The following is a 25,262-nucleotide window of genomic DNA, read 5'->3' on the forward strand; positions in this document are numbered from 1 at the left end:
CAATTAAAAAATAATAGATGAATAAATTGGGTGTTATTCATTCACCAACGGCTGTTCCACCTTAAAATTTGGTGGCGTCAACACTGTCTTGCGAATTTCATTAGAAAGCTCAGGATAATCCAGTGTGTAATGCAAACCACGTGATTCCTTGCGTTCCATCGCACAACGTACAATCATTTCCGAAACCAGAACCAAGTTACGCAATTCGATCAAGTTTTTGCTGACACGATAATCTCGATAGTATTCATTGATTTCACGCTTCAACATTTCGATACGGTGTAAAGCACGCTGTAAACGTTTAGTCGTACGAACAATACCCACATAGTTCCACATGGTTGAACGCAATTCATCCCAGTTTTGCAGAATGACTACATCTTCATCTGCATCGGTAACTTGAGACTCATCCCAAGAAGGGACATCTGGAAACTCAAAGCTTGTGTTGTGTTTGCTCTGAATATCTTCTGCTGCACTCATGCCGTAGACAAAGCATTCAAGCAATGAGTTACTCGCCATACGATTTGCGCCGTGTAAACCAGTATAAGAGGTTTCACCAATCGCATATAAGCCATCTAAATCAGTTTGGCTATGTTCATCGACGACGACACCACCACAGGTATAGTGAGCCGCAGGCACCACAGGGATCATGTCTTTGGTAATGTCGATTCCAAGCTCAAGCAAACGTGCATACAGTGTAGGGAAGTGTTCGGTAATAAATTCAGGTGATTTATGCGTAATGTCTAACCAAACGTGACGGATACCTAAACGTTTAATTTCATGGTCAATAGTACGCGCGACAATGTCACGTGGTGCAAGTTCGGCACGTTCATCAAAACGCAGCATAAAACGTTCGCCATCTGGTAAACGCAGATATGCACCTTCACCACGCATTGCTTCGGTAATTAAGAAAGAACGCGCTTTCGGGTGATATAAACAAGTTGGATGGAATTGGTTAAATTCCATATTGGCTACACGACAACCTGCACGATAGGCCATTGCAATACCATCACCAGTTGCAATATCAGGATTTGAAGTATACAGATATGCTTTCATTGCACCGCCACAGGCGAGGGCAGTAAATGGTGCTAAAAAGGTATGAACTTGTTCGCTATCTTCATGCAGTGCATATAGACCAATCGCACGATTCTTTTGATCTTGATGACCCAGTTTGTGCAGGGTGATTAAATCAATCGCAATGTAATTTTCAAATATTGTAATATTTTCACGCTCTTTAGCGCGCTCAACTAAGGTTGTTGAGATAGCTTTACCTGTTGCATCGGCAGAGTGAATGATACGACGTTGAGAGTGACCACCTTCACGAGTGAGGTGAAGTTGTTCATCATCGTCTAAAGTGAATTGCACGCCTTGTCCAAGAAGGAAATCAACAGAAGGTTTGCCGCCTTCAACTGTATGTTTGACAGCATCTAATTCACATAGATGTCCGCCTGCAATCATAGTGTCATTAATATGTTGTTGAATGGAGTCTGTTTCGTCTAATACCGCAGCGACACCACCTTGTGCATAAAAAGTACTGGCTTCTGTCAAGGCTGCTTTTGCTAAAATCGCAATGTTGTAATGACTTGGTAAAGAGAGCGCAAGACTTAAACCCGCACCGCCACTGCCCACAATAATCACATCAAAATGGTGAATTGTTTTTAAATCAGGCATGTCAATCTGCTTCAGTTTTAAACGTTTGCTAATGACAACGCTTTTTGACTAAAAAGGCAAGAGCTAATCTGCCTAGAATTGAGTGATTTTTTAGCAAATGAAACGAGAGATAGTGGTACATCCAATATCAATATTTTCTTAAATAAATCTAGAAAAATTAACAAATTGTTTTAATACATTATCGGTTGGCATTTATAAACTTCGGCTTCTCCATAATTTATTCATATTTGATTGCTGCATTCTGTTGTATGCATTGAAAATATAAACATATTTTTACGAAAAAAAATCTGGGCTTATGCTAAAAACATAGTCTAAATTTTTTGATTATTCATCTGTAGGTTCTTGCTTCATGAAAAGTCGCTATTTACAACAAGGAATGTATGCTGCGGTATTTACGGTTGCAGCTGCTCATGTGAACGCTGCATCGCCAGTGGATTTTTCAAATCTCGTTGAGCAGGTGAGTCCTGCTGTTGTGAGTGTCAATGTTGTGAAAAAAATGACTCAGGAAGAGTTGTTGCAGCAACAAGTACCAGAGATTTTAAGGCGCTTTTTTGGCAATCAAGTCATCATTCCACAGCGACAAGGACCTCAAGAGAAGACTGCATTTGGTAGTGCTTTTTTTATCAGTAAAGATGGCTATCTCGTGACCAACCATCACGTGATTGCCAATGCGTCACGTATCAGTATTACGTTGAATGATCGTCGTGAATTTGATGCAACTTTGGTCGGGAGCGATGAGCGTACCGATGTCGCCGTACTAAAAGTTGAAGGGGCGAATTTCCCAGAGTTAAGAGTAGGGGATGTTAATCAATTGCGAGTAGGTGAGCCTGTTCTCGCAATTGGATCACCATTTGGATTCGATTATTCTGCATCGGCAGGGATTGTAAGTGCGAAGTCACGGAATATGAGTGGTGAAACATCTGTTCCCTTTATTCAAACAGATGCTGCTTTGAACCCGGGTAACTCTGGTGGTCCATTATTCAATCAAAGAGGTGAGGTTGTTGGTGTAAACTCTCGTATCTTTAGTGGTACGGGGGGGTATATGGGATTGTCGTTCTCTATCCCAATTGATGTTGCGATGGATGTTGTTCAGCAACTGAAAGCTAATGGTAAAGTGACTCGTTCTTATCTTGGTATTATGCTGCAAGATATAGATCGCAACCTAGCCGAGGCTTATAAACTACCAAAACCTGAGGGTTCATTAATTACTCAAGTTGCACCGAAGTCACCTGCTGAAAAAGCGGGATTGAAATCTGGGGATGTGATTTTGAAAATTAATGGTGCGCCAATTTCGCGTACCAGTGATTTACTTTATACCTTGAATCGTATTTCTCCGAATCAAACCATTCGATTAGAAATTTTGCGTGATGAAAGAGTTCGTACTGTTTCTGCAACATTAGGTACAGCACCTGATGACACCCCTGCGACAGGTGATAAAAATAGTCCGACCAGTGGATTAGGGATGAGCATCCGAAACCTCACGCCAACTGAGCAATCTCGTTTAGATGTTCGTGGAGGTATTCTCGTACAAGAAGTACAGCGTGGTGGCTTAGCATCTCTATCTAATATCGTAGCTGGTGATGTTATTTTACAAGTTAATGGCACTGCAATTAATGATAGTGCAGGTTTTGCTAGAGTAATTGCTGGATTGCCAAAAGGCAGCGTGGCTCGTGTGGCGATTATCCGTCAAGGACAACGTGCGATCTTAGGCCTACGTCTACAGTAACATTGTATAAAGTCATAAGAACCACTCTATTTTGAGTGGTTTTTATTTTGTAATCTAGATTTGTTTCTAATACTGTATGCAGCAGATTGGTAAATCAAGTATGGCAAGAAATGAGTACGATTTTTGATTTAAGAATAAGCGTTCAACCTGAACATATTGATGTTCTAGGTCATGTGAATAATGTGATCTATGTTCAATGGATGCAGGATGTAGCGGCAGCACATATTGAAACTTTGGGTTTAGGTGTGGCTCAATATTTGGAGCTTAAACATGCTATGGTTGCGGTGGAACATCATGTTCAATATCGTAAAGCTGCGCTTGCAGGTGACGAAATTATTCTACGCACTTGGCTAGATGATATTAATGCGCTGTATTCTTTTAGGCAGTACGCATTTTATCGTGAAAAAGATCAAAGCATTTTATTTTTGGGAAATACCAAGTGGGCATGCATTGAGATTGCTACTGGTCGTCCAAAACGTATGTCCCCAAGTTTTATCCAAGCTTATCAACCGATTCCAACTGATTTAAATCCCTTGGATTTTTCCGTTTTATATGAGCAAATATAAACCATAAAATCATGACAGCGTGGTTTAGATTGGTAATAATTATTTTGAATACTTTGAATGGTCGTTCTGTTATAATCGCCAACAATTTTGTTAAACCGTTTTGGCTCATAACTTTTTAAAAGTATAGGGCGATTTATTTTCTCAAGGTAACCCATGGCGCAAGCTAAAAAATCCGTAGATATCAAAAATATACGCAATTTCTCGATCATTGCTCATATTGACCATGGAAAGTCGACTTTGGCTGACCGTTTTATTCAAATGTGTGGTGGTCTACAAGACCGTGAGATGCAAGCTCAGGTACTAGACTCTATGGAGCTTGAGCGTGAGCGTGGGATTACCATTAAAGCTGCATCGGTGACGTTGTATTATACGCATCCAAATGGTCAAGAGTATCAGTTGAACTTTATTGATACCCCAGGACACGTTGACTTCTCTTATGAAGTATCACGTTCTTTAGCAGCATGTGAAGGTGCTTTATTGGTCGTTGATGCTGCACAAGGTGTTGAAGCTCAATCTGTAGCAAACTGCTATACCGCTATTGAACAGGGCTTAGAGGTATTACCGATCTTAAATAAGATTGATTTGCCGCAAGCAGAGCCTGAGCGTGTGATCCATGAAATTGAAGAAATTATTGGAATTGAAGCAACTGATGCACCTACCTGTTCTGCAAAAACTGGTTTAGGTGTTGAAGGCGTTTTAGAGCGTTTGGTTGATGTGATTCCAGCACCTGAAGGTGATCGTGATGCGCCACTTCAAGCTTTGATTATTGACTCATGGTTCGATAATTATCTTGGTGTTGTTTCGTTGGTTCGAATCAAACAAGGTCGCATCCGTAAGGGTGATAAAATGTTGGTCAAGTCAACTGGACAGACTCATCCTGTTACTTCTGTGGGTGTATTTAATCCAAAGCATACTGAAACTGACATCCTTGAAGCGGGTGAAGTTGGCTTCGTAATCGCAGGGATTAAAGATATCTTTGGTGCGCCAGTCGGCGATACCATTACGCTTGCATCTACACCTGAAGTTGCAACTTTACCAGGTTTTAAAAAGGTAAAACCACAGGTCTATGCAGGTCTGTTCCCGATTGATTCAAGTGATTTTGAACCGTTCCGTGAAGCTTTGCAAAAGCTACAGATCAACGATTCGGCATTATTCTTTGAGCCTGAAAGTTCAGATGCTTTAGGTTTTGGCTTCCGTTGTGGCTTCTTAGGTATGCTGCACATGGAGATTGTACAAGAGCGTTTAGAGCGTGAGTATGATCTTGATCTAATTAGCTCTGCACCTACTGTAATTTATGAAGCTTTAACCAAAAAAGGCGACATTATTTACATTGATAGCCCATCAAAAATGCCAGATGGCTCAACGGTTGAAGATCTACGTGAACCGATTGCAGAATGCCATATTCTTGTACCGCAGGAATACTTAGGTAATGTGATGACGCTATGTATTGAGCGTCGTGGTGTGCAGAAAGACATGAAATTTTTAGGGAACCAAGTTTCTGTTACTTTTGAAATCCCAATGGCTGAAGTTGTGATGGATTTCTTTGATAAATTGAAATCTTGCTCACGTGGTTTTGCGTCACTTGATTACAATTTTGTACGTTTTGAAAGTTCAGCCTTAGTTAAGGTAGACGTGCTAATTAATAGCGAAAAGGTAGATGCCTTAGCGATGATTTGTCACCGTCAAGATGCTCGTCATCGTGGTATTGCTTTGGTCGAAAAGATGAAGGATCTGATCCCTCGTCAAATGTATGATGTGGCGATTCAAGCGGCAATTGGTGCGCAAATTATTGCTCGTTCTACTGTTAAAGCGATGCGTAAAAACGTTTTAGCAAAATGTTATGGCGGCGATGTGTCTCGTAAGAAGAAACTTCTTTCGAAACAAAAAGAAGGTAAGAAGCGTATGAAACAAGTGGGAAGTGTAGAAATTCCACAAGAAGCCTTCTTAGCTGTATTGAAAGTAGATAGATAAAGAAAGATCAGGCTGGGTAAGCATTGCTTAACCTAGCCCTAAGACGAGCAGTCAGGCTGCGAGTGAGGGTTTGTGGATTTTGATTTTAATTTGATTCTAGTACCAGCGACACTGATTTTTTTCTTGGTGTGGTTGCTTGATAAGTTTGTACTCAAACAACGTGCAAATCGTGGGCGTAACCAAGAAAATTTTATCATTACATGGGCGTATGATTTTTGGCCTGTGTTGGCGGTTGTGCTCGTTTTACGTTCTTTCTTGTATGAGCCATTTAATATCCCTTCTGACTCGATGGTACCAACCTTAGAGACAGGTGATTTTATTTTGGTGAATAAATTTGATTATGGGGTGCGTTTACCGATTGTTAATACCAAGATTATTGATGTTGGTGAGCCTAAACGTGGTGAAGTGATTGTTTTCCGTTACCCACCACAACCTAGTATCAGTTATATCAAACGTGTGGTTGGTCTACCTGGTGATCATATTCAGTTTAAAGATGGTCAATTGGTCGTAAATGGTGAACGTGTTGCTAAAGTTGTAACTGAGGTGAGCCGTGAGAAAGACGCATTAGAGACACCAGCAGTTTCATATTTTAAAGAAACTTTAGGTGATCATCAGTATTCAGTGCGCTACTTAGATGGACGTAATACACTTGTTGAAGCGTATCAGTTTGCTCAAGCTAAAGGTGCGGATTCGTTTATTCCATTTGTTGCAAAAACCAATGATGTATTTATTAATACACAAGGGCGTGATTGGGATGTAACTGTACCAGAAGGTCAGTATTTTGCGATGGGTGATAACCGTGATCAAAGTGCAGATAGTCGTTTTTGGGGCTTTGTGCCTGAACAGAATTTAACAGGTCGTGCTTTTTATGTATGGATGCATAAAGAACCTGGTCTAAAACTTCCAAGTTTTAGCCGAAATGGTAAAATTGATTAATAAATAAAAACACATAGGAAAGAAAAAATGCGTAAATCTCAGCAGGGGACTTCGTATATTGCAATTTTATTTGGGGTGGTTTTATTTGCAATTGCTGTGAAAGCAGCGATTGCAATATGGCCAGCATATTGGGATGACAAAATTATTGACAGTCAGATTGAAGGCTTATTGAAAGATAGTCCTCAAAATACGACGCCAACCAAGTTTGCATCTCAGATGGATCAACGTTTGGATATGAATGGTGTACGAGATCTTCGTTTTAAGGATATCGCACAAGCTACATATAAAGATGATTTGATCGTCGTGAAAAAGTATGAAGTGCGAAAGCCTTTCATGCTGAATATCAGTTTAGTGATGACTTTTGAGAAGACTTTTGACCAAAAATCTGCCAAACAAGCTCAATGATACAAGACTGCAAGCAAGGATAGGTTACCAATTTCAACAAATTGATTTGTTGAAATTGGCTTTAACTCACCGCTCTGTTAGTCATAAACACAATTATGAACGCCTAGAATTTCTAGGCGATTCGTTATTGGGGATGATCATTGCAAATTATTTATATCATACTTACCCCACTGAAAACGAAGGTCGCTTGACGCGTATGCGTGCAACTTTGGTTCGACAAGAGGCACTAGGTAAAATAGCGAATGACTTACAATTGAGTCGGTCATTAATTTTAAGCACTGGTGAATTAAAATCAGGTGGTCATCATCGTGAGTCTATTCTCGCTGACACGGTTGAGGCCATTATCGGTGCGATATATATAGACAGTAATGATCTCAACTTGCTACAAGGCATTGTGTTAAAATGGTATGAACCTTACTTTGACCATATCGAACCGACGGACCAACTGAAAGACCCAAAATCACGGCTACAAGAGTATTTACAAGCACGTAAAAAACCTCTCCCAGTTTACGAGGTTGTAGATATTCAAGGCGATGCACCAAATCAACATTTCAAGGTGGAATGCTTGGTTGATGGATTGCCGAAAATTCAAGGCGAGGGCTCAAGTCGTCGTTTCGCCGAACAAACGGCAGCGGCTGAAATTTTAAAATTATTGGAGCAATAACCTGATGTCTCATTCAAATGACAATAAGCCAGAAGCAACTGAACAGCAAGACGGCAATAACTTAATTGATCAATTCTTTAGTTCTCAAGGAACTACCATTCCTTCTGATTTTAAGAGCGGTTTTGTTGCAATTGTAGGTCGCCCAAATGTGGGTAAATCGACCCTGATGAATCACTTACTCGGTCAAAAGTTATCAATTACATCGCGTAAACCACAAACCACCCGTCATAAGATTGTTGGTATTGATTCACGTGAGAAGTCACAGGCTGTATTTGTAGATACACCTGGGATGCATAAAAAAGAAGTGCGTGCGATTAACAAGATGATGAATCGCGCCGCACATTCAGCACTGCGAGATGTAAATTTAGTCTTATTTGTGGTGGATGCTCAGAAGTGGACTCAAAATGATGAACTCGTTTTGGAAAAACTCAAAAATGCAGATATGCCAGTCATTTTGGTGATTAATAAGCTAGATACATTTGAAAATAAAAATGAAGCTTTACCTTTGATTCAAGAGCGTGCCAAGTTAATGAACTTTGCTGAAATCGTTCCTGTGTCAGCTTTGCGTGGTGCAAATTTAGAACATTTGCGTGACACGATTGAAAAGTACCTTCCTTATCAGCCGCCATTGTACTCATTAGATCAAATCACTGATCGTTCTGAGCGTTTCCTTGCGAGTGAAATCATTCGTGAAAAAATCATGCGTCAGTTGGGTGAAGAGCTTCCATATGATTTAACTGTGCAAATTGAGTCATTTAAGACGGAAGAAGCCACAGTCAATGAAAAAACAGGTCGTCTAAAACCACCTTGTACATATATTGATGCGACAATTTTTGTAGAGCGCCAAGGTCAAAAAGCGATTGTAATTGGTGATAAAGGCGCCAAACTCAAGAGTATTGGGATGGATGCACGTGCAGACATGGAAAAAATGTTTGAACAAAAGATCATGCTAACGCTTTGGGTAAAAGTGAAAGGTGGTTGGTCTGATGATGAGCGTGCTCTTAAAAGCCTAGGTTATAGCGATATTTAATTGAACAGGTCAGGTATGAAAACAGCAATCCATGTATTCGTAATTGTAGTCTGTATGTCTATGCTACAAGGCTGTATTCATAAAGTTGTCACTGTGCCTGTTAAAGTCGCTTATAAGACCACCAAAGGTGTTGTGAAGGGCACGGCTGCCGTAGTGGGTGCCGTCATTCCCGATGGTGATGATGAGGATAAAAAGGACCATAAAAAGAAGGATTAGTATCGTCTTATGATGCGTAATGAAGTCCTACATGGTTATTTGATTCATCATCGTAGATATCGGGAAAAGAGCCATATTGTGCATTTATTTACGCAAGAATATGGTCGGGTGGATGGAATTTTAAGACAAATTCCTCCACCACAATATCAGCCGATTCGTTTGCAAGCGACAGGAAAATCAGAGCTCAAAAATCTCACTAAACTGGAAATTTTGAATCAACCCGTATTTTTTCATGGTGATGCTTTTTTTGCAGGTTTTTATTTAAATGAAATTGTGTTGCGTCTTTGTCCTTTAGAGGAGGCGATGCCGCAAACTTTTCAACAATATCAGTTAATTCTTTTGCAACTTCAATTATTGGCAACGCATGAACACGCACCGTTGTTTCTTCGACAAATTTTACGACAGTTTGAACATGTGTTATTGCAAGAACTAGGTTATGCCATTGATTTTTCAATTGATGCTAATCAACAAGTTATCCAGCATGAACAAAATTATCAGTTTCAATTGAATGATGGCTTTATGCCTGTTGCTCAAGCGTCACGCTCATCTATGTCTGGACGGCTTATTGCGACTATGCAAAATTATGAGCAAGGGCAAGATTTTACTCACGAACAATTGCAATTATTGGCTAAACTATACCGCCAAATGATCAGTTCTTTGTTGGGTGATCGACCACTAAAAAGTCGTCAACTTTGGATTCAAAATACACAAACTTAATCTATTTAAAGTATTGATTGCTTTAATTTGATAAATAATAGGATATTTATATGGCTGCAATCTTGGGTGTAAACATTGATCATGTTGCAACATTAAGACAAGCACGAGGTACTGTCTACCCTGACCCTGTACAAGCGGCTTTGGTTTGTGAGCAAGCTGGTGCAGAAGGGATTACCTTGCATTTACGCGAAGATCGCCGCCATATTCAAGATGACGATGTTCGTCGTATGCGCCCATTATTAAAAACAAGGATGAATCTTGAATTGGCTGTCACCGACGAAATGGTCGCATTTGCTCAAGAGATTCAGCCACAACATGTATGTTTCGTTCCTGAGCGTCGCCAAGAAGTCACCACTGAAGGTGGATTAGATGTGGTGGGACACTTTGAAAAAGTTAAGGCAGCAACAGAAGCATTGAAAGCAATTGGTAGTGATGTGTCACTTTTCATTGATGCTGATCTTGCTCAAATTGATGCAGCGGTGGCATGTGGCGCGCCAACAATAGAAATCCATACAGGCGCATATGCAGATGCTGAAACAGATGAGCAGCAACAAGCTGAATTGGCACGGATTATCAAAGGTGCGGAATATGCTGCCTCTAAAGGTTTAGTGGTTAATGCGGGTCATGGATTAAACTTGAACAATGTGGCACCTATCGCCGCAATTCCACAAATTCATGAACTCAACATTGGGCATTCAATTATTGCTGATAGTGTATTTGTTGGTTTGACCCAGGCCGTGAAAGATATGAAAGCAGCGATTCAGGCTGCTGCGAGATAAGTAAATGAGTAGTGTGAATTATGATGAGTTGATGCAACCTGTAATCAAGTTTTTAGGTTGCACTACACCTCAGGCTTGGTTAGATGAAGCCATCAATAATTTAGATATTCTCATGCAGGATCATGCGAATTGTGAGAAAAAAGCAGCGGGAACAGCAATGAATTTGATGTTTCGTTATAGCTTTTTTACTGACTTACAAGTGAAGTTGGCACAGCTTGTGCGTGAAGAAATGCTGCATTATGAGCAAGTTTTAGAATTTATGACCAAACGTGGTCAAGAGTGGAAAGGTTTAAGCGCAGGTCGATATGCGGGCGAACTACGTAAAGAAATTCGTACATATGAACCTGAAGCTTTAATTGACGTCATGATCATTGGTGCATTTGTAGAAGCGCGTTCTTGTGAGCGATTCTATTCGCTTGCGCCCATAGTCGATGATGAGCTAGGGCGTTATTATCGCTATTTGCTTAAATCGGAATCTCGTCATTTCGAAGATTATTTGGCTTTGGCTTTGGATGTTGCAAAAACAGCTAAACTTAAAGATCCAGAAGAAAATATTCAACAACGGATTGATCACATTCGTGAAGTCGAAAAGAACTTGATTTTAAGCCCAGATGATACTTTCCGTTTTCATAGTGGTGTACCTGCGAAGGTTATCGCTTAGCTTCTTGGAAGAGAAAATACCTCTAATCGATAGGGGTATTTTTTGCATTAAATTTAAAGCGTAAAAAAGCCCATATCATTGATATGAGCTTTTTTGAATCTTGGCTCTCCCACCTGGGCTCGAACCAGGGACCTGCGGATTAACAGTCCGTCGCTCTACCGACTGAGCTATGGGAGAATCTGAGAGCCATTATAGGCAGCTTTTGAAATCGGTCAAGCTAAAAATGTCATGTTTCTTTCATTTTGATGCCATATGCTTTTTATTTGCACAATTGATAGCAAAAAGCAAAAAAAACTTGAACTTTGATTTGGCTGTTGCTAGATTCGAATCAGAAAGAGCGTTTAGGTAAGACCTAAACAGTGTGGATTTAACCCTACTTGCCAGCACTAAAATGGCTAAATCGGAGGTCGAAATGACTATTCTAAATATTGAAACTATTTTTTCAAACTTCTCTTTTTATCAACAAAACTATCTCGATATTTTGCAGGATCCTGAGCGTTATTACACGCCTGTAGAAAATGCATTTTTAAATACTTTTCCTTTTAAGCAAAATGCTTTGTATTTAGGTGATTTGCTACAGCTATGGTTTGGAAATAAGTGGAAAATTGAGAACGCTCGTAACTTATTAAGCCAAAAGAATCCACTTTTAGTCAGTGTTCAATCTCCATTATATTTGTTTCAACTGGGTGGAGAACTCATCCTCGGTGCTAATACTGCGCTAGCGTGGTCTGTTGCTGAGCAGAAAGTGGTTACGGTACATGTGAAAAGTATTTGGCAATACGCCGTTTTTAGTCATTTATGTGATCGCCCAAAACATGTCAAAAGTAGTAAGGCAATTGCATAATTGCCTTAGCTTATTTTTAAGTTTTTAAGGTCATATGATCATGCAAGTTGTAGTTGTATAAGCCTAAAATTTAATCTGGGGATCCATCCATATTTGCCTTCAATAAACTCTCAATCTATTGCTACGATTGATCATTTTAGCTGTTGCAATTAATTGAGGATTTTGGGGGAAGGGGGCAATAGGTTACCATTAAGGTTCATCGCTCTGAAGCAATGTTAGAAGCATATGGGCAACCCTATTTGGTAAAGCTAAGTTGATGATGAGCTAAAACTATATTTACAAATTATTCATTGCGAAAGAGACGAAGTGTTTTAATCTATTTATTCTTGAATAATAATTTAAACAAAAGGTAAATTTTAAAATGAATGGACAATGTGTTTGTGGTGAAACTACTTTTGAGGTGAAATTAAAAAACCATGATGTTCATGTTTGCCATTGTTCTATCTGTCGCAGACAGACCAGTGGTGTGATTATGACGGTTGATGTAGAACAAGGGAGTCTAGCGTTTTTAAAGCAAGATCATCTTACAGTTTATAATTCATCAGAATGGGGAGAACGTGGATTCTGCAATGCGTGTGGTACCAATATATTTTGGCGTACCAAGGATCAGAACTATTGCAATATCAACGTGTTTTCTCTAAATGAATCACCTCAAGATTTAAAGCTAGATCTTGAAATTTTTATTGATAATAAACCTGAATTTTATGCTTTCCAAAATTCAACTAAGAAAATGACCGAGGCTGAAGTGGTAGCGTTATTTAACGGTGAGGCTGGAGAATAATAGGAAAGCTGAGATATGAATTAAAATTAGAATATAAAAAAAGAAGCTTCATTTTGAAGCTTCTTCATCTTAACTAAGCTTATTATTTTTCAGCTTTGATTGATGCAATTGCGGCATCAACACCATCAATAGATTCAGCTGCTTTTTTGATACGAGATAAAGCATCGACTAGAACCTCATCAGCAGTTGCGTAAGAGATACGCATAAACCCACCTAAGCCAAATGCATCACCTGGAACAACAGCAACGCCAGTTTCCTCAAGTAACCATTCAGAGAATTCTGTGCAAGATTTTAAGCCTTTGGCACGAATCAATGGGCGGATGTTTGCATACGCATAGAATGCACCATCGGCAGGTAAGCATGAAATACCTTTGATGTCATTTAAGCCATTCACAACTAAATCATGACGGCGTTTGAATGCTTCAATCATTGGTTGTAAAACGTCTTGTGGACCGTTCAATGCGGCTTCTGCTGCAACTTGTGAAATCGACGTTGGGTTAGAGGTTGATTGAGACTGGATCTTTTTCATCGCGCCAATGATTTTTGCAGGACCAGCCGCATAACCAATACGCCAGCCTGTCATTGCATAGGCTTTAGATACACCATTTAAAACGATAGTACGGTCATATAAGTCTGGTGCAACGGTTGCAATGTTGTAGAACTCATCTTCCCAGCGAATTGGTTCATACATGTCATCAGAAGCGACAAAAACTTGTGGGTGACGACGAAGAACTTCAGCCAAAGCTTCGAGCTCAGCTTTGGTGTAGATCATACCTGTCGGGTTCGATGGGCTGTTCAATACCACTAAACGTGTATTTGGCGTGATCGCAGCTTCTAATTGTTCAGGTGTGATTTTGAAGCGTTGTTCTTCACCACATTTCACAATCACTGGTGTACCTTCAGCAATAATCACCATATCAGGATAGCTTACCCAGAATGGCGCAGGGATGATGACTTCATCACCTTTGTTGAGTAAAGCCAGTGCTAAGTTAAAGAAACTTTGTTTACCACCACAAGAAACCAAAATCTGATTTGCTTGATAGTCCAAGTTATTATCACGTTTCAATTTTGCAATAATTGCTTTTTTGAGGCTTGGAGTGCCATCGACAGCCGTGTATTTCGTAAAGCCGTTGTTAATCGCTTCAATTGCAGCATCTTTGATGTGTTGAGGGGTATCAAAGTCTGGTTCGCCTGCGCCTAAACCAATCACATTTTTACCCGCAGCTTTAAGCTCAGCAGCTTTGTTGGTTACTGCAAGTGTAGGGGACGGTTTGATGGCATTGACACGATCAGAGAGACGTACGTCCACGGCATTATTCCTTCTTATGGGATTAAAAAATAAAAGCAGGTTATCTTAGCTTAAATAGAACTTTTTGTGGTCAAAACTTGCCTTAATCGTATAAAAAGTTACCAAATTATAGGGTGGAAGACAGCTTTTGTTTTTACACATTTTATTTTTATAAAAATCATAAAAAATCTATTACAATAGCGTTTAGAAATTTAGATTTCGAGAGAATTTCAATGAGTACTCAATCACCCAAGGCAAAAAAAGCTTTGGTTAAATTGCCATTTCCGATGCCATCTGCTCAGGATGATTCTGAAGATGCAACGCATAATCAGGTGCGTCCAAAACCTGAGCAATATGCAGATCGAACTTGGATGCCACCGCGTGGCACGCGCCGTTCGATGGGAAAACGTTAAATCGAAGAAAAAAGGATATCTTAAAAGATATCCTTTTTTCTTAAGGGTTATTCAATTAAGGTGCTTTATAAAGCAAACGATTTGGACTACCCGCTGGATCTTTAACGATATTCGTTGTTGCTAGTTTCAGCAAATTGGTTGTAATTGTTTGCGGTGATGCAGTGGGGGTGCTTTGTAACATTCCAGCAACAACACCAGCTACATGCGGTGTCGCCATAGAAGTGCCATTTGAGAGTTTGGTTGCAGTATTGCTATCGTACCAAGCCGATGTAATTTGTGTTCCAGGCGCAAAAATGTCCACACAACTGCCATAGTTAGAGAAGTTTGCTCGCGTATCGGTATTGTCGATTGCCGCAACGGTAATCGCTTTGCTTGCTCTAGCAGGTGAGGAATTACACGCATCCGTATTTGAATTACCCGCAGCAACGACAGGGGTATAGCCCTGATCATAAAGTGTGACGATTGCATTATCCAAAGATGAGCTGACGCCACCACTTAGTGACATATTAACCACTGCTGGTTTTTTACCATTCTGGACGACCCAATCTAACCCAGCCAAAACTCCGCTGGACGTACCCGCACCATCACAGCCCAAAACACGAATTGGTACTAAGGTTACATCTTTCGCAATACCATAAGTTGTTCCACCGACTGTGCCAGCTACATGTGTGCCATGTCCATTGCAGTCGGTAGTTCCTTTACCGTCACTGATCGCGGTATATCCTGATTTGACTCGACCTGAGAATTGTTGATGAGAAGTAAGTATGCCTGTATCTACAATATAAGCTGTAACACCTGCACCTGTCTGGGTATAGCTATAATTGGAGTCAAGTGGGAGATTCTTTTGGTCAGTACGATCTAATCCCCACACTGCATTATTCTGAACGTTACTATGAATACTCATTACAGTATCTGGTTCAACAGACAGTACATTGGGATTCTTTTTCATAGCTTCCACAAATGCTTGACCTGCGTTGCTGGGAAGTGAAATTGCAAATCCTTTTAGTACAGATTCATAGGTATGTAAAACTTTTCCGCCATGAGATTTGGCCAGTGTCGCTGCTAAGTCTTTAGATGATGTTTGTGCCTTATTAAAGGTTACAATGTATTGATCTTTGATTGGACCATGTTTGGATGATGGGGTGGTTGGGGCTGCAAAAGTAAAGCTTGCGCAAGTCGTAAAAATTAAGGCAAATAAAGGTTGCTGAATATTCACTTGAATCTCCATTTTTATACGATGTCTGTTTTTCTGTACTGAGTTTTTATTTTTTCTATCCTATCAATTTATAGTTTTTTTAGTTTTATCTCCTTTTGCTCAGTGGTTTATGTGGATTTAGCAGCGATTAACTGGGTGTTGAATGGTTAAATCACCACGCCATAATTTAATAAAGTCTTGCTCGTCGATATCGTACAGTTCCATCAGTGCAATGATCACGCTGACGAAAATCATGGCACCTTCGGAATTGCTTTGAAAATTAAATATTTTCCCATTTAGCTTACCCAAAATATCTTTAATTTCATGTTCTCTACCGCGCCCATAGCGGTCACGTGGATAAAGTTCTTCATTCAGTACAATCAAAGCAATTGCTTTTTCATTGGCTGATAAATTTGTTTCGGATAATGCTTCTTCGAAAGATTCATATCCATGGTCGAAGTAAAAAATAACTTCATCTTTGATAAAAGCATGGACGATTTCGGCCGTTAGATCTGGAAATTTTGATACAGCATCTTCTTCGATAAATGGACGAAATGATTCAGGGAAAATCACATTTGAATGTATGCCTTTGAATAAAGGCGCTATTTCAGAGACTTTATATCCAGCGATACCACAACCTAATGCCGTTAAGAAATATTTCATTTTGGGATGATTCTTTGCATAAATCTTAAAATCATCGACATAATGAGCTATTTGTGACAGGGGCATTTGTTGCATATGTTCGTTCAGCGTTGGAATCGCAAAGCTTTGCCCAGCCCATCCACGACCGACACCTTTTACTGCCGCAAAGTGCTGAGCAGCGACACGAGCAGCGCCACTGTCATGTCTTCCTGCTAAATCACTACCAAAAACAAATACTGTATCTTCTGGGAGTTCAGTGACAATCGTTTCATCATGATATTGGTAAGACATATTTTTTATCATAAGTAATTAAGTATCAGCTCATGTTGAATGCGTTTCTGGTATGGGTCAAGTGATTTTAAGGGGTCAATGTAATATGACTGACCTGATTATGATTTGCTGCATAAGTTAGATTTGTACCAGTTATATTTACCACGTTAAATGTTGTACTGGTTACGTTTCGAGAAAGAGTTCCACTATTTAGCTGACATTCCCCAATACTATTGGTTATACAACTGATGGCAGAGGCACCAACACTAAATCCTCCAGTAATTGTGGCATTACTGACAGCTTTTTGATTTTGATCGACAACTTTAACGTTGACCGTTGCTTTCCATGTGCCAAATAACCAATTTCGAGTAGTAGCGCCGATCAGTTGGTTAATGCTCGCTAGAGTATTGGTAGATTGCTGTATTGTTTGGTTAGACGGCGTACTATCAGATGCAGTTGCAGTAAATAATAAACGGTTTGAACTACCTACTACATTTTTGACAACATTAGGTGTAGACGTCGCAAGGATTTGATCAGTAACCATTTTTGTAGTAGCGGTTGGGGTTCGCTGCAAAATCAGAGCAGCAGCACCTGCAACATGAGGTGCAGCCATTGAAGTCCCATTGCCTGTACCAACTGAACTGTTACTTCTGTTCCAAGCGGAAGTAACACCACTACCTGGGGCAAAAATATCAACGCATGCACCATAGTTCGAATAGCTGGCACGAGTATCTGTTTTGTCTGTTGCAGCAACAGTTATGGCATTTGCCGAACGTGCAGGAGACAGATCACATGCATTGGTATTGGAATTTCCAGCGGCAACAATAGGGATAAAGCCTTGAGTAGATAGATTATTGATTGCTGTATCCAACGGTTCGTATGCAGGCCCTCCCATGGAGATATTGACAACGGCTGGTTTTTGCCCATTTTTCAATATCCAGTCAATTCCTGCAATCATATTACTCATCAACCCTGAACCAGAGCAACCGACGACTCGTATAGGGATCAGATTAATTTGCTTGGCGACACCATAGGTTGTACCTCCAGCCAATCCCGCGACAAACGTACCATGCCCATTACAATCATTAGTACCATTAAAGTCTGAGATCGCTGAAAAGCCTTTTTTTACTCGACCTGTAAACTCTTGGTGGGTTGCTAAAATTCCCGTATCAAGAACATATAAATTTACCCCAGCACCTGTATTTTCATATTGATAACTTTGGTTTAACGGAAGTGATCGTTGATCAATTCGATCGAGTCCCCATGAAGGATTACTTTGGATTGCACTGATTTGAATGACTTGATCTTCTTCAACGTAATTGACCAATGGATGGCGTAGCATGGCATTTATAAATGCCTGACTGGCAACTTCTGGTATGCTAATCGCGATACCTTTGAGTGCTTGATCAAAACGATATCTCGTCTGACCGCCGTACTGTGTTTGGATGGTTTGGGACAGTTGAGCGGATTGCCCTGATTGGTCTTTAAATACAACGATATAATGTCGCAATGCTAAAGGAGTTGGCTGAGAGGTTGAGCGGATTTGTTGTAAAGTTTCTGTAAGTTTAGTTTGTTTTAATAATTCATGATGAAATTCAACGGCATTGGTTTGAGCATCAGTGTTTAGTATTTTGACAGGAGCTTTATGGGTTGCTGCAAAAGTAATTACAGCAAGTATAGTGGTAGCCATAGCAATCTTATATTTTGTTTTCAAGATAAGCCTCCATGCTTATGCGATTTCTCATTTCTAAGCGCATTGTGATATTTATTATTCTTGTGATCATAAGCTGATCTAAAATTGTATAAATCGGCAATTTGTAACATTAATTTAACCAAAATGTATATTGCGTCTCGTTTTTTGAAATTGTTTTGTTAGATCAACTTATTAGATGTGGTTGATATTTTAGTGATCAACGTTAATTCGAGTTGAAAATCTGACGTGTGGCACGTTGGCTTGATCAAAGTTAAAAAAACGTTAGCCAAATTTTATAACGAGGAGAGTGTAAGGTTGCTTGAAAATTGTAGCAATTTTTCGCCACATTAAGATTTAGGGTTGTATCTGCAAGATTAATCTCAATATCATAGAACGATAAGAGTGTAGCAAGATGAACGATATGCAAGAACAAGAGACTGGTCAGCCATTTGAATTAGTCACCAATTATCAGCCTGCAGGTGATCAACCCCAAGCAATTGAAAAATTGGTGAATGGTATTGAGCACGGTTTTCGTAATCAATTGCTACTGGGGGTTACAGGGTCTGGTAAAACTTACACCATGGCGAACGTGATTGCCAAAACGCAACGTCCGACGATTGTGATGGCACACAATAAAACACTTGCTGCACAGCTCTATGGTGAATTCAAAGCATTTTTTCCCAACAATGCTGTTGAATATTTTGTTAGTTATTATGACTACTATCAACCTGAAGCGTATGTCCCTTCGTCAGATACTTTCATTGAAAAAGATTCGGCAATTAATGATCATATTGATCAAATGCGACTCTCAGCGACACGCGCATTATTAGAACGTCGTGATGCGATCATCGTTGCATCCGTTTCAGCGATTTATGGTTTGGGTGATCCAAATGCATATATGCAGATGCTTCTGCATATTGTACAAGGTGATCGCGTGAGCCGTGATGACATTATTCGTCGTTTAGTTGAAATGCAATATACCCGTAATGAGTTGGAGTTCTTACGTGGTACATATCGTATTCGTGGTGAGATTATTGATATTTTCCCTGCGGAATCGGATCAAGATGCTATTCGGGTTGAATTGTTTGATGATGAAGTCGATTCGATTCGTTGGTTTGATCCTTTGACCGGAAAGCTTGTTCGTAAAGTTCCGCGTGTGACCATATATCCTAAGAGTCATTATGTTACACCCAAAGATCACTTAACTCGTGCCATTGATACAATTAAAGATGAATTGAAAGATCAGCTTAAATTTTTTAAAGACAATGATAAATTGCTTGAAGCTCAGCGTATTGAACAACGGACACGCTATGATTTAGAAATGATGCAACAGTTGGGGTATACCAACGGTATTGAAAACTATTCACGACACCTCTCTGGTCGTACAGCAGGTGAAGCGCCACCTACTTTATTTGACTATGTACCAGAAGATTCCTTATTGATTATTGATGAATCGCATGTGACGGTTCCACAAATCGGTGCAATGTATAAAGGTGACCGTTCACGTAAAGAAAATTTGGTGAATTACGGATTCCGTTTGCCGAGTGCTTTAGATAATCGTCCGATGAAGTTTGAAGAGTGGGAGCGTATTGTTCCGACAACCGTATTCGTGAGTGCAACACCAGCATTATATGAGCTAGAAAAATCTGAGCAGGTGGTGGAACAGGTGGTGCGTCCAACAGGATTGATTGATCCTGAAATTGAAGTGCGTCCAGTATTGACCCAAGTAGATGATGTATTGTCTGAGATTAATATCCGCAGACAGTTGAATGAGCGGGTTTTGGTTACAACCTTAACCAAGCGCATGGCTGAAGATTTAACTTCATATCTGAAAGAGTATGGTGTAAAGGTTGCCTATCTCCACTCAGATATTGATACGGTAGAACGCGTTAAAATCATTCACGAACTTCGGACAGGTGTGCATGATGTCCTCGTAGGAATTAATTTATTGCGTGAAGGTTTGGACATGCCTGAGGTTTCTTTGGTTGCTATTCTTGATGCAGATAAAGAAGGGTTTCTACGTTCAGAACGCTCACTGATTCAAACGATAGGGCGTGCTGCGCGTAATGTAAAAGGTAAAGCCATTTTATATGCAGATCGTATTACCGACTCTATGCGTAAAGCGATTGATGAAACAGATCGACGCCGTAACAAACAAATTGAGTTTAATGAGTTACATGGCATTACACCGCGAAGTGCAGTGCGTCAAACCATCAAAGAAATCGATACAGGTGAAGTTCTCACAGATGATCAAATTGATGAAAATGCACTACAACAAGCTCAATCAATCAGTGCAGATGAACAACATCTACTTTCTGATCCAAAGTTGTTTGCAAAACATATCGGCAAATTGGAAAAGGAAATGCTGAAAGCCTCGAAAGAGCTACAGTTCGAGCAAGCCGCTAGGTTACGTGATGAAATTGTTCGTTTGAAAGCACACATGTTGAAATCTTAAACAGTGAAGCGAATTCCTCAAAAGTGATACATATCTCAACAGTTTTTGTTTATAAAATAGACTAGTTTTATTAGTTAACTATATGACTACTTATAACAAATTCTGTTTTGAGGATTTCTCATGCCATTAATTAAAAATTTCCCAAAAGCCAGTTGGCGTCTAGCAAAAATCGCAATCGGTGGTGTTGTTTTAACAGGGTTGGCCGCAGGCACAATTGCCTACGCACAAGCTAAGCCCTTAGCAACCGTTGAAAAAGTTGAATTAGATAAGTATCTCGGGGTTTGGTATGAAGTTGCTCGGAAACCTATCTATTTTGAGCGAAAATGCGCCTATAACATTACCGCCACTTATACAGTCAATGAAAACGGTAATATTATTGTTGATAATAAATGTTATGACGGTGATGGAAATTTACAACAAAGTTTAGGGGAAGCCTTTGTTGCGAATGCACCTTTCAATAGTAAGTTAAAAGTCAGTTTTTTACCCGAAGGGGTACGGTGGATTCCAATAGGTCGTGGCGATTATTGGGTTCTAAAGCTAGATGAAGAGTATCAAACGGTACTGGTAGGTGAGCCACGTCGAAAATATTTATGGGTGTTATCAAGAACCCCAAATCCAAATAAAGAAGTTATCCTTGAATATTTAAATTATGCAAAGTCGGTTGGTTATGATATTGGCGATATCATTTATCCAGAGCATCGTTAAAGACGTTAAATTTATTCAAACCATGCTTGCATGGTTTTTTTATTTTCATATAGTGGATAAATCAAGTTCTTTATAAAATTTCCCCAGTTTAGAGGTTTATGATGTTTAAAGGAATTGCTTATTCAGTTTTGGCATCTGTAACTTTTGGGGTTCTGTACTACTATACTCAATTGCTTGGCGCCTTTGATAGCGAACAAACTTTTGGTTGGCGTATTATTGCGACCTTGCCATTTTTAACTTTGTTTATGTGGTTTAGTGGCGATTTGTTTCATATCAAAGCCATTTTAAAAAGAGTGATTGCCGCCCCTAGTTTATTATTACTTTTGATGATTACCTCTGCGCTCACCTCCGTGCAATTATGGATATTTTTATGGGGGCCGATGCATGGTCGTGGATTGCAAGTATCTTTAGGTTACTTTCTCTTGCCTTTAGTGTTGGTATTAGCGGGGAGTGTTCTGTATGGGGAAAAGCTTTCAAAGTTTCAGGCGCTTGCTGTATTTCTTGCTATGTTGGGCGTTGGGCATGAAATATGGAGACTGGGCAGTATTGCTTGGGAGACAGCGTTAGTTGCGATTGGTTATACCGCATATTTTGTGATTCGAAAGCAAATTAAAACAGATAACTTGGGTGGATTTTGGTGGGATATGATCATTATTCTACCTGTTGCGATTTTCTTCACTCAAACCGGCGATACACCATATTTCAAGTTTCTAGAGCAACCAAGTTTAGCTTTGGTCGTGATGGGACTTGGCCTGTTTAGTGCGATTGGTCTAGGTTGTTATCTTTTGGCGAGTCGCTATTTGCCGTTAATTCTTTTTGGCTTGTTGGGATATTTGGAACCCGTTTTGTTGGCATTGGTCTCATTTGCACTTGGTGAAAAAATTGGTGAAGAAGAGTGGTTGACGTATATTCTTATCTGGTTGGCTGTCTTGGTACTCGTGATTGAAGGTGCTAATCATCTTGTCCAGCAAAAACGACGAAAACAGCAGCTTGAGTTAAATCTAAAACATTATCCCAAGCGGCTTAATAATGCGGAAGATTAACCCAAAAATCGCAATCATATTTGTAAAATGATCATCAAGCATTTTTATAGGGATGGCTATTACGATGATAGAGAAAGATTTTTAACCAAAATCACAAAAATAATTATAGGTATTTTATGAATTTATAGTCAATTGGGACAAAATCTTAGCTCGTTTAGCAGCTTTTGATTCAATCTTGATGATAATTCCATTACAATTATGGCGTTTTAAAATTTCACGCCCAGTATAGATATTAAATTAGAGGACGTAACTGTGAGCAAAGACACTATCGTTGCCCTACATGCAGAACACCAAGGTCGTTGGAAAAATCGTGAGGAAATCGCGGAACGTATGATTGCCTTGATTGGTCAATTGTACCGTGAGAAAAATATTGTTGTTTCTGTTTACGGACGTTCTTTAATTAACCGTTCAGTAATCCAAATCTTAAAATCACATCGCCGTACACGTATGCTTGATGTTGAGCTTTCAGTTGTAAATACCTTCCCAATCTTGGAAGCGTTGATGAAAGTAGAAAACATTGGTTCTGCGGAAGTTGATATCGGTAAACTCGCGGTTGAATATAAAAATGAAGGCGGTGATGTAGACGCTTTTGTTGCTAAAGCTGTTGCTTCGATTCAAGGTAAGGCAACTGCGGTTGAGTCTAAAGATGTAGTTCTTTACGGGTTTGGTCGTATTGGTCGTATCTTGGCTCGTTTAATCATTAGCCAATCAGGTTTAGGTCGTGGTTTAAGCCTTAAAGCAATTGTTGTACGCAAGTCTTCTGACGGTGATTTGGCGAAACGTGCTTCTTTATTACGTCGTGACTCTATTCACGGTACTTTTGCTGGTACAATTTCTGTTGATGAAGAAAACGAAGCAATCATTGCTAACGGTAACTTCATTAAAGTGATTTATGCATCTAGCCCAAGTGAAGTTGACTATACAGAATACGGTATTGAAAACGCACTTTTAATCGACAACACTGGTAAATGGCGTGATGCTGAAGGTTTAAGCCAACACTTGAAATGCCCAGGTGTTGCACGCGTAGTGTTAACAGCACCAAGTAAAGGTGAAATGAAAAACGTTGTTTACGGTGTAAACAATGCTGACATCTTAGATGAAGACAAAATCATCTCTGCTGCTAGCTGTACAACAAATGCAATTACACCTGTATTAAAAGTTTTAGACGATAAATACAAAGTATTAAATGGTCACGTGGAAACTGTTCACTCGTTCACAAATGACCAAAACTTGATTGATAACTACCATAAAGCAGATCGCCGTGGTCGTGCTGCAACACTGAACATGGTAATTACTGAAACTGGTGCAGCGAAAGCAGTTGCTAAAGCATTGCCTGCACTTAAAGGTAAGTTAACAGGTAATTCTGTACGTGTTCCAACACCTAACGTTTCTCTTGCAATCTTGAACTTGAACTTAGAGAAAGAAGTTGATCGTGAAGAAGTGAACGAATACATTCGTCAAATCTCAATCAACTCTAACTTACAAGGTCAAATTGGCTATACCAACTCATCTGAAGTGGTATCAAGTGACTTCATTGGTTCTCGTACTGCGGGCGTATTTGATGCGCAAGCAACCATTACTTCTGGTACACGTTTAACTGCTTATGTTTGGTACGACAATGAAGTAGGTTATAGCTGCCAAGTATTGCGTATCGCTGAACAAATGTGTGGTGTGAGCTATACAAAAGTTCCAGCTGAAACAAATGCATAATATTTGTTAGTAAAGCTATACAAAAAAAGCCCAGTTCCCACTGGGCTTTTTTATTGACTGTACAGAATCTATGCAGATTAAAACAAAAAAATCGAAGAGAATAACGACAAAGGGAAAGATTTGGTTAGGAATACTTCATTGTTGCAGTTTAGACGTTTGTTTGCAGTTTTTGCTTTGATAGTTGTTGCTAACTTGTGTGGCGTTTATATCGCAATGTGGGTGTTTAAGCATTTCAATATTTACATTCCATTAAAAGATCAAAAAGTTGCGATTGATTTACAAGAACCGTTACAGGTTCGAGTCAAAGTGAAGGAAGCACTGGATGTTGAAGTAAATGGTCGTGTTGATGCAAAAATTCCAATTAACGAACAACTTAGTGTGCCTTTAACTCAAACATTAACTCCCCGTGTTTACTTTGATAGTCAGGTCCCAATCAGCACGATTATTCCTGTTCAGGAAATTATAAAGGTTCATCAAGAGCTCCCAATCGATACCAAAGTTCAAGTAAAGATTCTTGGTAGAGACGTCACGTTACCTTTAAAAGGTTCTATTCCACTACAGCTTGATGTGCCGATTGATATCAAAGTGCCGCTACAACAAAAAGTGCACTTAAAGTTTGATGCGCCTGTAAAAACAGTATTGAAAGAAAATCTAAATATTCCATTGAAGACACAGCTCAATGCCAATATTCCTGTACAAGGCAAGCTGAATGTTCCAATCACTTCTGACTTGAATGCAGCTGTAGATGTCAAAAATACCTTACCTGTCAAAATCGCAGAAGGTGAACTCAAGATTCCGCTATCAAGTATGTATCTGGATCGCGTTGTTTCTACAACGAGTGAAAAGACACCTCATAAAACAGAAATAAAAGTAGGTGAATGAGTCAG

24 protein-coding genes and 1 tRNA gene are annotated in these 25,262 nt (G+C 39.6%); 19 read left to right on the top strand and 6 right to left on the bottom strand.

What is annotated here, in order from left to right; genetic code table 11:
* Nucleotides 1-33: 33 nt before the first annotated feature.
* A complete protein-coding gene (gene nadB / locus DS737_RS05060) occupies nt 34-1,671 on the bottom strand; it encodes an L-aspartate oxidase (protein ID WP_171057130.1) in 1,638 nt (545 codons plus the stop codon).
* A 343-nt stretch (nt 1,672-2,014) separates the two neighbouring features.
* Here nadB and DS737_RS05065 point away from each other — a divergent pair, with 343 nt between their 5' ends.
* From DS737_RS05065 to miaE, 11 genes are all read left to right on the top strand, one after another.
* Nucleotides 2,015-3,391, top strand: coding sequence for a Do family serine endopeptidase (locus DS737_RS05065; protein WP_004640035.1), 1,377 nt, complete (start codon nt 2,015-2,017; stop codon nt 3,389-3,391).
* A gap of 110 nt (nt 3,392-3,501) precedes the next feature.
* Nucleotides 3,502-3,957 (top strand): acyl-CoA thioesterase, encoded by a 456-nt coding sequence (locus DS737_RS05070; RefSeq protein WP_113997959.1) that lies wholly within the window; start codon nt 3,502-3,504, stop codon nt 3,955-3,957.
* A 153-nt stretch (nt 3,958-4,110) separates the two neighbouring features.
* Nucleotides 4,111-5,928 carry a translation elongation factor 4 gene (gene lepA / locus DS737_RS05075; protein WP_004640031.1) on the top strand — a complete coding sequence of 606 codons (1,818 nt, stop codon included), beginning with the start codon at nt 4,111-4,113 and terminating at the stop codon, nt 5,926-5,928.
* 72 nt (nt 5,929-6,000) lie between these two features.
* The gene (gene lepB, locus DS737_RS05080; protein WP_005084579.1) at nt 6,001-6,864 is read left to right on the top strand and encodes a signal peptidase I; all 864 of its coding nucleotides are present in this window, start codon (nt 6,001-6,003) and stop codon (nt 6,862-6,864) included.
* 27 nt (nt 6,865-6,891) lie between these two features.
* Nucleotides 6,892-7,269: a DUF4845 domain-containing protein gene (locus tag DS737_RS05085; protein ID WP_004640026.1), complete on the top strand. Its 378-nt coding sequence runs from the start codon at nt 6,892-6,894 to the stop codon at nt 7,267-7,269.
* Nucleotides 7,238-7,933: a ribonuclease III gene (gene rnc / locus DS737_RS05090; RefSeq protein ID WP_004640024.1), complete on the top strand. Its 696-nt coding sequence runs from the start codon at nt 7,238-7,240 to the stop codon at nt 7,931-7,933. The genes DS737_RS05085 and rnc overlap by 32 nt, the downstream gene beginning before the upstream one ends.
* A gap of 4 nt (nt 7,934-7,937) precedes the next feature.
* On the top strand, nt 7,938-8,963 hold the full coding sequence (era, locus tag DS737_RS05095) for a GTPase Era (protein ID WP_004640023.1): 1,026 nt from the start codon (nt 7,938-7,940) through the stop codon (nt 8,961-8,963).
* A gap of 15 nt (nt 8,964-8,978) precedes the next feature.
* On the top strand, nt 8,979-9,179 hold the full coding sequence (locus DS737_RS05100) for an NF038104 family lipoprotein (protein ID WP_075315184.1): 201 nt from the start codon (nt 8,979-8,981) through the stop codon (nt 9,177-9,179).
* Between the two features lie 9 nt (nt 9,180-9,188).
* On the top strand, nt 9,189-9,896 hold the full coding sequence (gene recO, locus DS737_RS05105; protein WP_005084584.1) for a DNA repair protein RecO: 708 nt from the start codon (nt 9,189-9,191) through the stop codon (nt 9,894-9,896).
* A gap of 50 nt (nt 9,897-9,946) precedes the next feature.
* Entirely contained in the window at nt 9,947-10,675 is a 729-nt protein-coding gene (gene pdxJ / locus DS737_RS05110; protein WP_005084585.1) for a pyridoxine 5'-phosphate synthase, read from the top strand.
* A gap of 4 nt (nt 10,676-10,679) precedes the next feature.
* The gene (gene miaE, locus DS737_RS05115) at nt 10,680-11,336 is read left to right on the top strand and encodes a tRNA-(ms[2]io[6]A)-hydroxylase (protein WP_005084587.1); all 657 of its coding nucleotides are present in this window, start codon (nt 10,680-10,682) and stop codon (nt 11,334-11,336) included.
* A gap of 101 nt (nt 11,337-11,437) precedes the next feature.
* Here miaE and DS737_RS05120 read toward each other — a convergent pair.
* Nucleotides 11,438-11,513 (bottom strand) — tRNA-Asn (locus DS737_RS05120).
* Nucleotides 11,514-11,748: 235 nt separating this feature from the next.
* On the opposite strand from DS737_RS05120, the gene DS737_RS05125 reads away from it, so the two are divergent.
* Nucleotides 11,749-12,180, top strand: a complete 432-nt coding sequence (locus DS737_RS05125; protein ID WP_042874396.1) for a hypothetical protein — start codon at nt 11,749-11,751, stop codon at nt 12,178-12,180.
* Nucleotides 12,181-12,541: 361 nt separating this feature from the next.
* Nucleotides 12,542-12,961 carry a GFA family protein gene (locus DS737_RS05130; protein ID WP_004640010.1) on the top strand — a complete coding sequence of 140 codons (420 nt, stop codon included), beginning with the start codon at nt 12,542-12,544 and terminating at the stop codon, nt 12,959-12,961.
* Between the two features lie 82 nt (nt 12,962-13,043).
* Here the strand turns inward: DS737_RS05130 and DS737_RS05135 are convergent, their stop codons facing one another.
* The gene (locus tag DS737_RS05135) at nt 13,044-14,270 is read right to left on the bottom strand and encodes a pyridoxal phosphate-dependent aminotransferase (RefSeq protein WP_113996950.1); all 1,227 of its coding nucleotides are present in this window, start codon (nt 14,268-14,270) and stop codon (nt 13,044-13,046) included.
* A gap of 212 nt (nt 14,271-14,482) precedes the next feature.
* Here DS737_RS05135 and DS737_RS05140 point away from each other — a divergent pair, with 212 nt between their 5' ends.
* Complete coding sequence (locus tag DS737_RS05140; protein ID WP_004640006.1) at nt 14,483-14,662, top strand: hypothetical protein; 180 nt, start codon at nt 14,483-14,485, stop codon at nt 14,660-14,662.
* Between the two features lie 55 nt (nt 14,663-14,717).
* On the opposite strand, the gene DS737_RS05145 is transcribed toward DS737_RS05140, so the two are convergent.
* The 3 genes from DS737_RS05145 to DS737_RS05155 all read right to left on the bottom strand — a co-directional run bounded on the left by DS737_RS05145 (nt 14,718) and on the right by DS737_RS05155 (nt 18,459).
* The gene (locus DS737_RS05145) at nt 14,718-15,878 is read right to left on the bottom strand and encodes a S8 family peptidase (protein ID WP_113996951.1); all 1,161 of its coding nucleotides are present in this window, start codon (nt 15,876-15,878) and stop codon (nt 14,718-14,720) included.
* A 117-nt stretch (nt 15,879-15,995) separates the two neighbouring features.
* Entirely contained in the window at nt 15,996-16,790 is a 795-nt protein-coding gene (locus DS737_RS05150; protein ID WP_017396370.1) for an A1S_2505 family phage non-structural protein, read from the bottom strand.
* A 67-nt stretch (nt 16,791-16,857) separates the two neighbouring features.
* On the bottom strand, nt 16,858-18,459 hold the full coding sequence (locus DS737_RS05155) for a S8 family peptidase (RefSeq protein WP_113996952.1): 1,602 nt from the start codon (nt 18,457-18,459) through the stop codon (nt 16,858-16,860).
* A 424-nt stretch (nt 18,460-18,883) separates the two neighbouring features.
* Here DS737_RS05155 and uvrB point away from each other — a divergent pair, with 424 nt between their 5' ends.
* From uvrB to DS737_RS05180, 5 genes are all read left to right on the top strand, one after another.
* Complete coding sequence (uvrB, locus tag DS737_RS05160) at nt 18,884-20,917, top strand: excinuclease ABC subunit UvrB (RefSeq protein WP_171287604.1); 2,034 nt, start codon at nt 18,884-18,886, stop codon at nt 20,915-20,917.
* Between the two features lie 120 nt (nt 20,918-21,037).
* Nucleotides 21,038-21,622 carry a lipocalin family protein gene (locus tag DS737_RS05165; RefSeq protein ID WP_004639997.1) on the top strand — a complete coding sequence of 195 codons (585 nt, stop codon included), beginning with the start codon at nt 21,038-21,040 and terminating at the stop codon, nt 21,620-21,622.
* Nucleotides 21,623-21,723: 101 nt separating this feature from the next.
* The gene (gene rarD, locus DS737_RS05170) at nt 21,724-22,665 is read left to right on the top strand and encodes an EamA family transporter RarD (protein WP_113996954.1); all 942 of its coding nucleotides are present in this window, start codon (nt 21,724-21,726) and stop codon (nt 22,663-22,665) included.
* A gap of 252 nt (nt 22,666-22,917) precedes the next feature.
* Nucleotides 22,918-24,375 carry a glyceraldehyde-3-phosphate dehydrogenase gene (locus tag DS737_RS05175; RefSeq protein WP_113996955.1) on the top strand — a complete coding sequence of 486 codons (1,458 nt, stop codon included), beginning with the start codon at nt 22,918-22,920 and terminating at the stop codon, nt 24,373-24,375.
* 138 nt (nt 24,376-24,513) lie between these two features.
* Complete coding sequence (locus DS737_RS05180; RefSeq protein ID WP_005084603.1) at nt 24,514-25,257, top strand: hypothetical protein; 744 nt, start codon at nt 24,514-24,516, stop codon at nt 25,255-25,257.
* Nucleotides 25,258-25,262 lie beyond the last annotated feature (5 nt).

This window comes from Acinetobacter haemolyticus (assembly GCF_003323815.1).
GTDB lineage: Bacteria > Pseudomonadota > Gammaproteobacteria > Pseudomonadales > Moraxellaceae > Acinetobacter > Acinetobacter haemolyticus.

Bases quoted from the DNA above. Each gene is read 5' to 3' on its own strand.
- DS737_RS05085 (WP_004640026.1), top strand. From the start codon at position 6,892: ATGCGTAAATCTCAGCAGGGGACTTCGTATATTGCAATTTTATTTGGG.
- rarD (WP_113996954.1), top strand. From the start codon at position 21,724: ATGTTTAAAGGAATTGCTTATTCAGTTTTGGCATCTGTAACTTTTGGG.
- DS737_RS05155 (WP_113996952.1), bottom strand. From the start codon at position 18,459: ATGGCTACCACTATACTTGCTGTAATTACTTTTGCAGCAACCCATAAA.
- pdxJ (WP_005084585.1), top strand. From the start codon at position 9,947: ATGGCTGCAATCTTGGGTGTAAACATTGATCATGTTGCAACATTAAGA.
- lepA (WP_004640031.1), top strand. From the start codon at position 4,111: ATGGCGCAAGCTAAAAAATCCGTAGATATCAAAAATATACGCAATTTC.
- era (WP_004640023.1), top strand. From the start codon at position 7,938: ATGTCTCATTCAAATGACAATAAGCCAGAAGCAACTGAACAGCAAGAC.
- miaE (WP_005084587.1), top strand. From the start codon at position 10,680: ATGAGTAGTGTGAATTATGATGAGTTGATGCAACCTGTAATCAAGTTT.
- recO (WP_005084584.1), top strand. From the start codon at position 9,189: ATGATGCGTAATGAAGTCCTACATGGTTATTTGATTCATCATCGTAGA.
- uvrB (WP_171287604.1), top strand. From the start codon at position 18,884: ATGCAAGAACAAGAGACTGGTCAGCCATTTGAATTAGTCACCAATTAT.
- DS737_RS05140 (WP_004640006.1), top strand. From the start codon at position 14,483: ATGAGTACTCAATCACCCAAGGCAAAAAAAGCTTTGGTTAAATTGCCA.
- DS737_RS05065 (WP_004640035.1), top strand. From the start codon at position 2,015: ATGAAAAGTCGCTATTTACAACAAGGAATGTATGCTGCGGTATTTACG.
- DS737_RS05070 (WP_113997959.1), top strand. From the start codon at position 3,502: ATGAGTACGATTTTTGATTTAAGAATAAGCGTTCAACCTGAACATATT.
- DS737_RS05100 (WP_075315184.1), top strand. From the start codon at position 8,979: ATGAAAACAGCAATCCATGTATTCGTAATTGTAGTCTGTATGTCTATG.
- DS737_RS05150 (WP_017396370.1), bottom strand. From the start codon at position 16,790: ATGTCTTACCAATATCATGATGAAACGATTGTCACTGAACTCCCAGAA.
- DS737_RS05165 (WP_004639997.1), top strand. From the start codon at position 21,038: ATGCCATTAATTAAAAATTTCCCAAAAGCCAGTTGGCGTCTAGCAAAA.
- DS737_RS05125 (WP_042874396.1), top strand. From the start codon at position 11,749: ATGACTATTCTAAATATTGAAACTATTTTTTCAAACTTCTCTTTTTAT.
- DS737_RS05130 (WP_004640010.1), top strand. From the start codon at position 12,542: ATGAATGGACAATGTGTTTGTGGTGAAACTACTTTTGAGGTGAAATTA.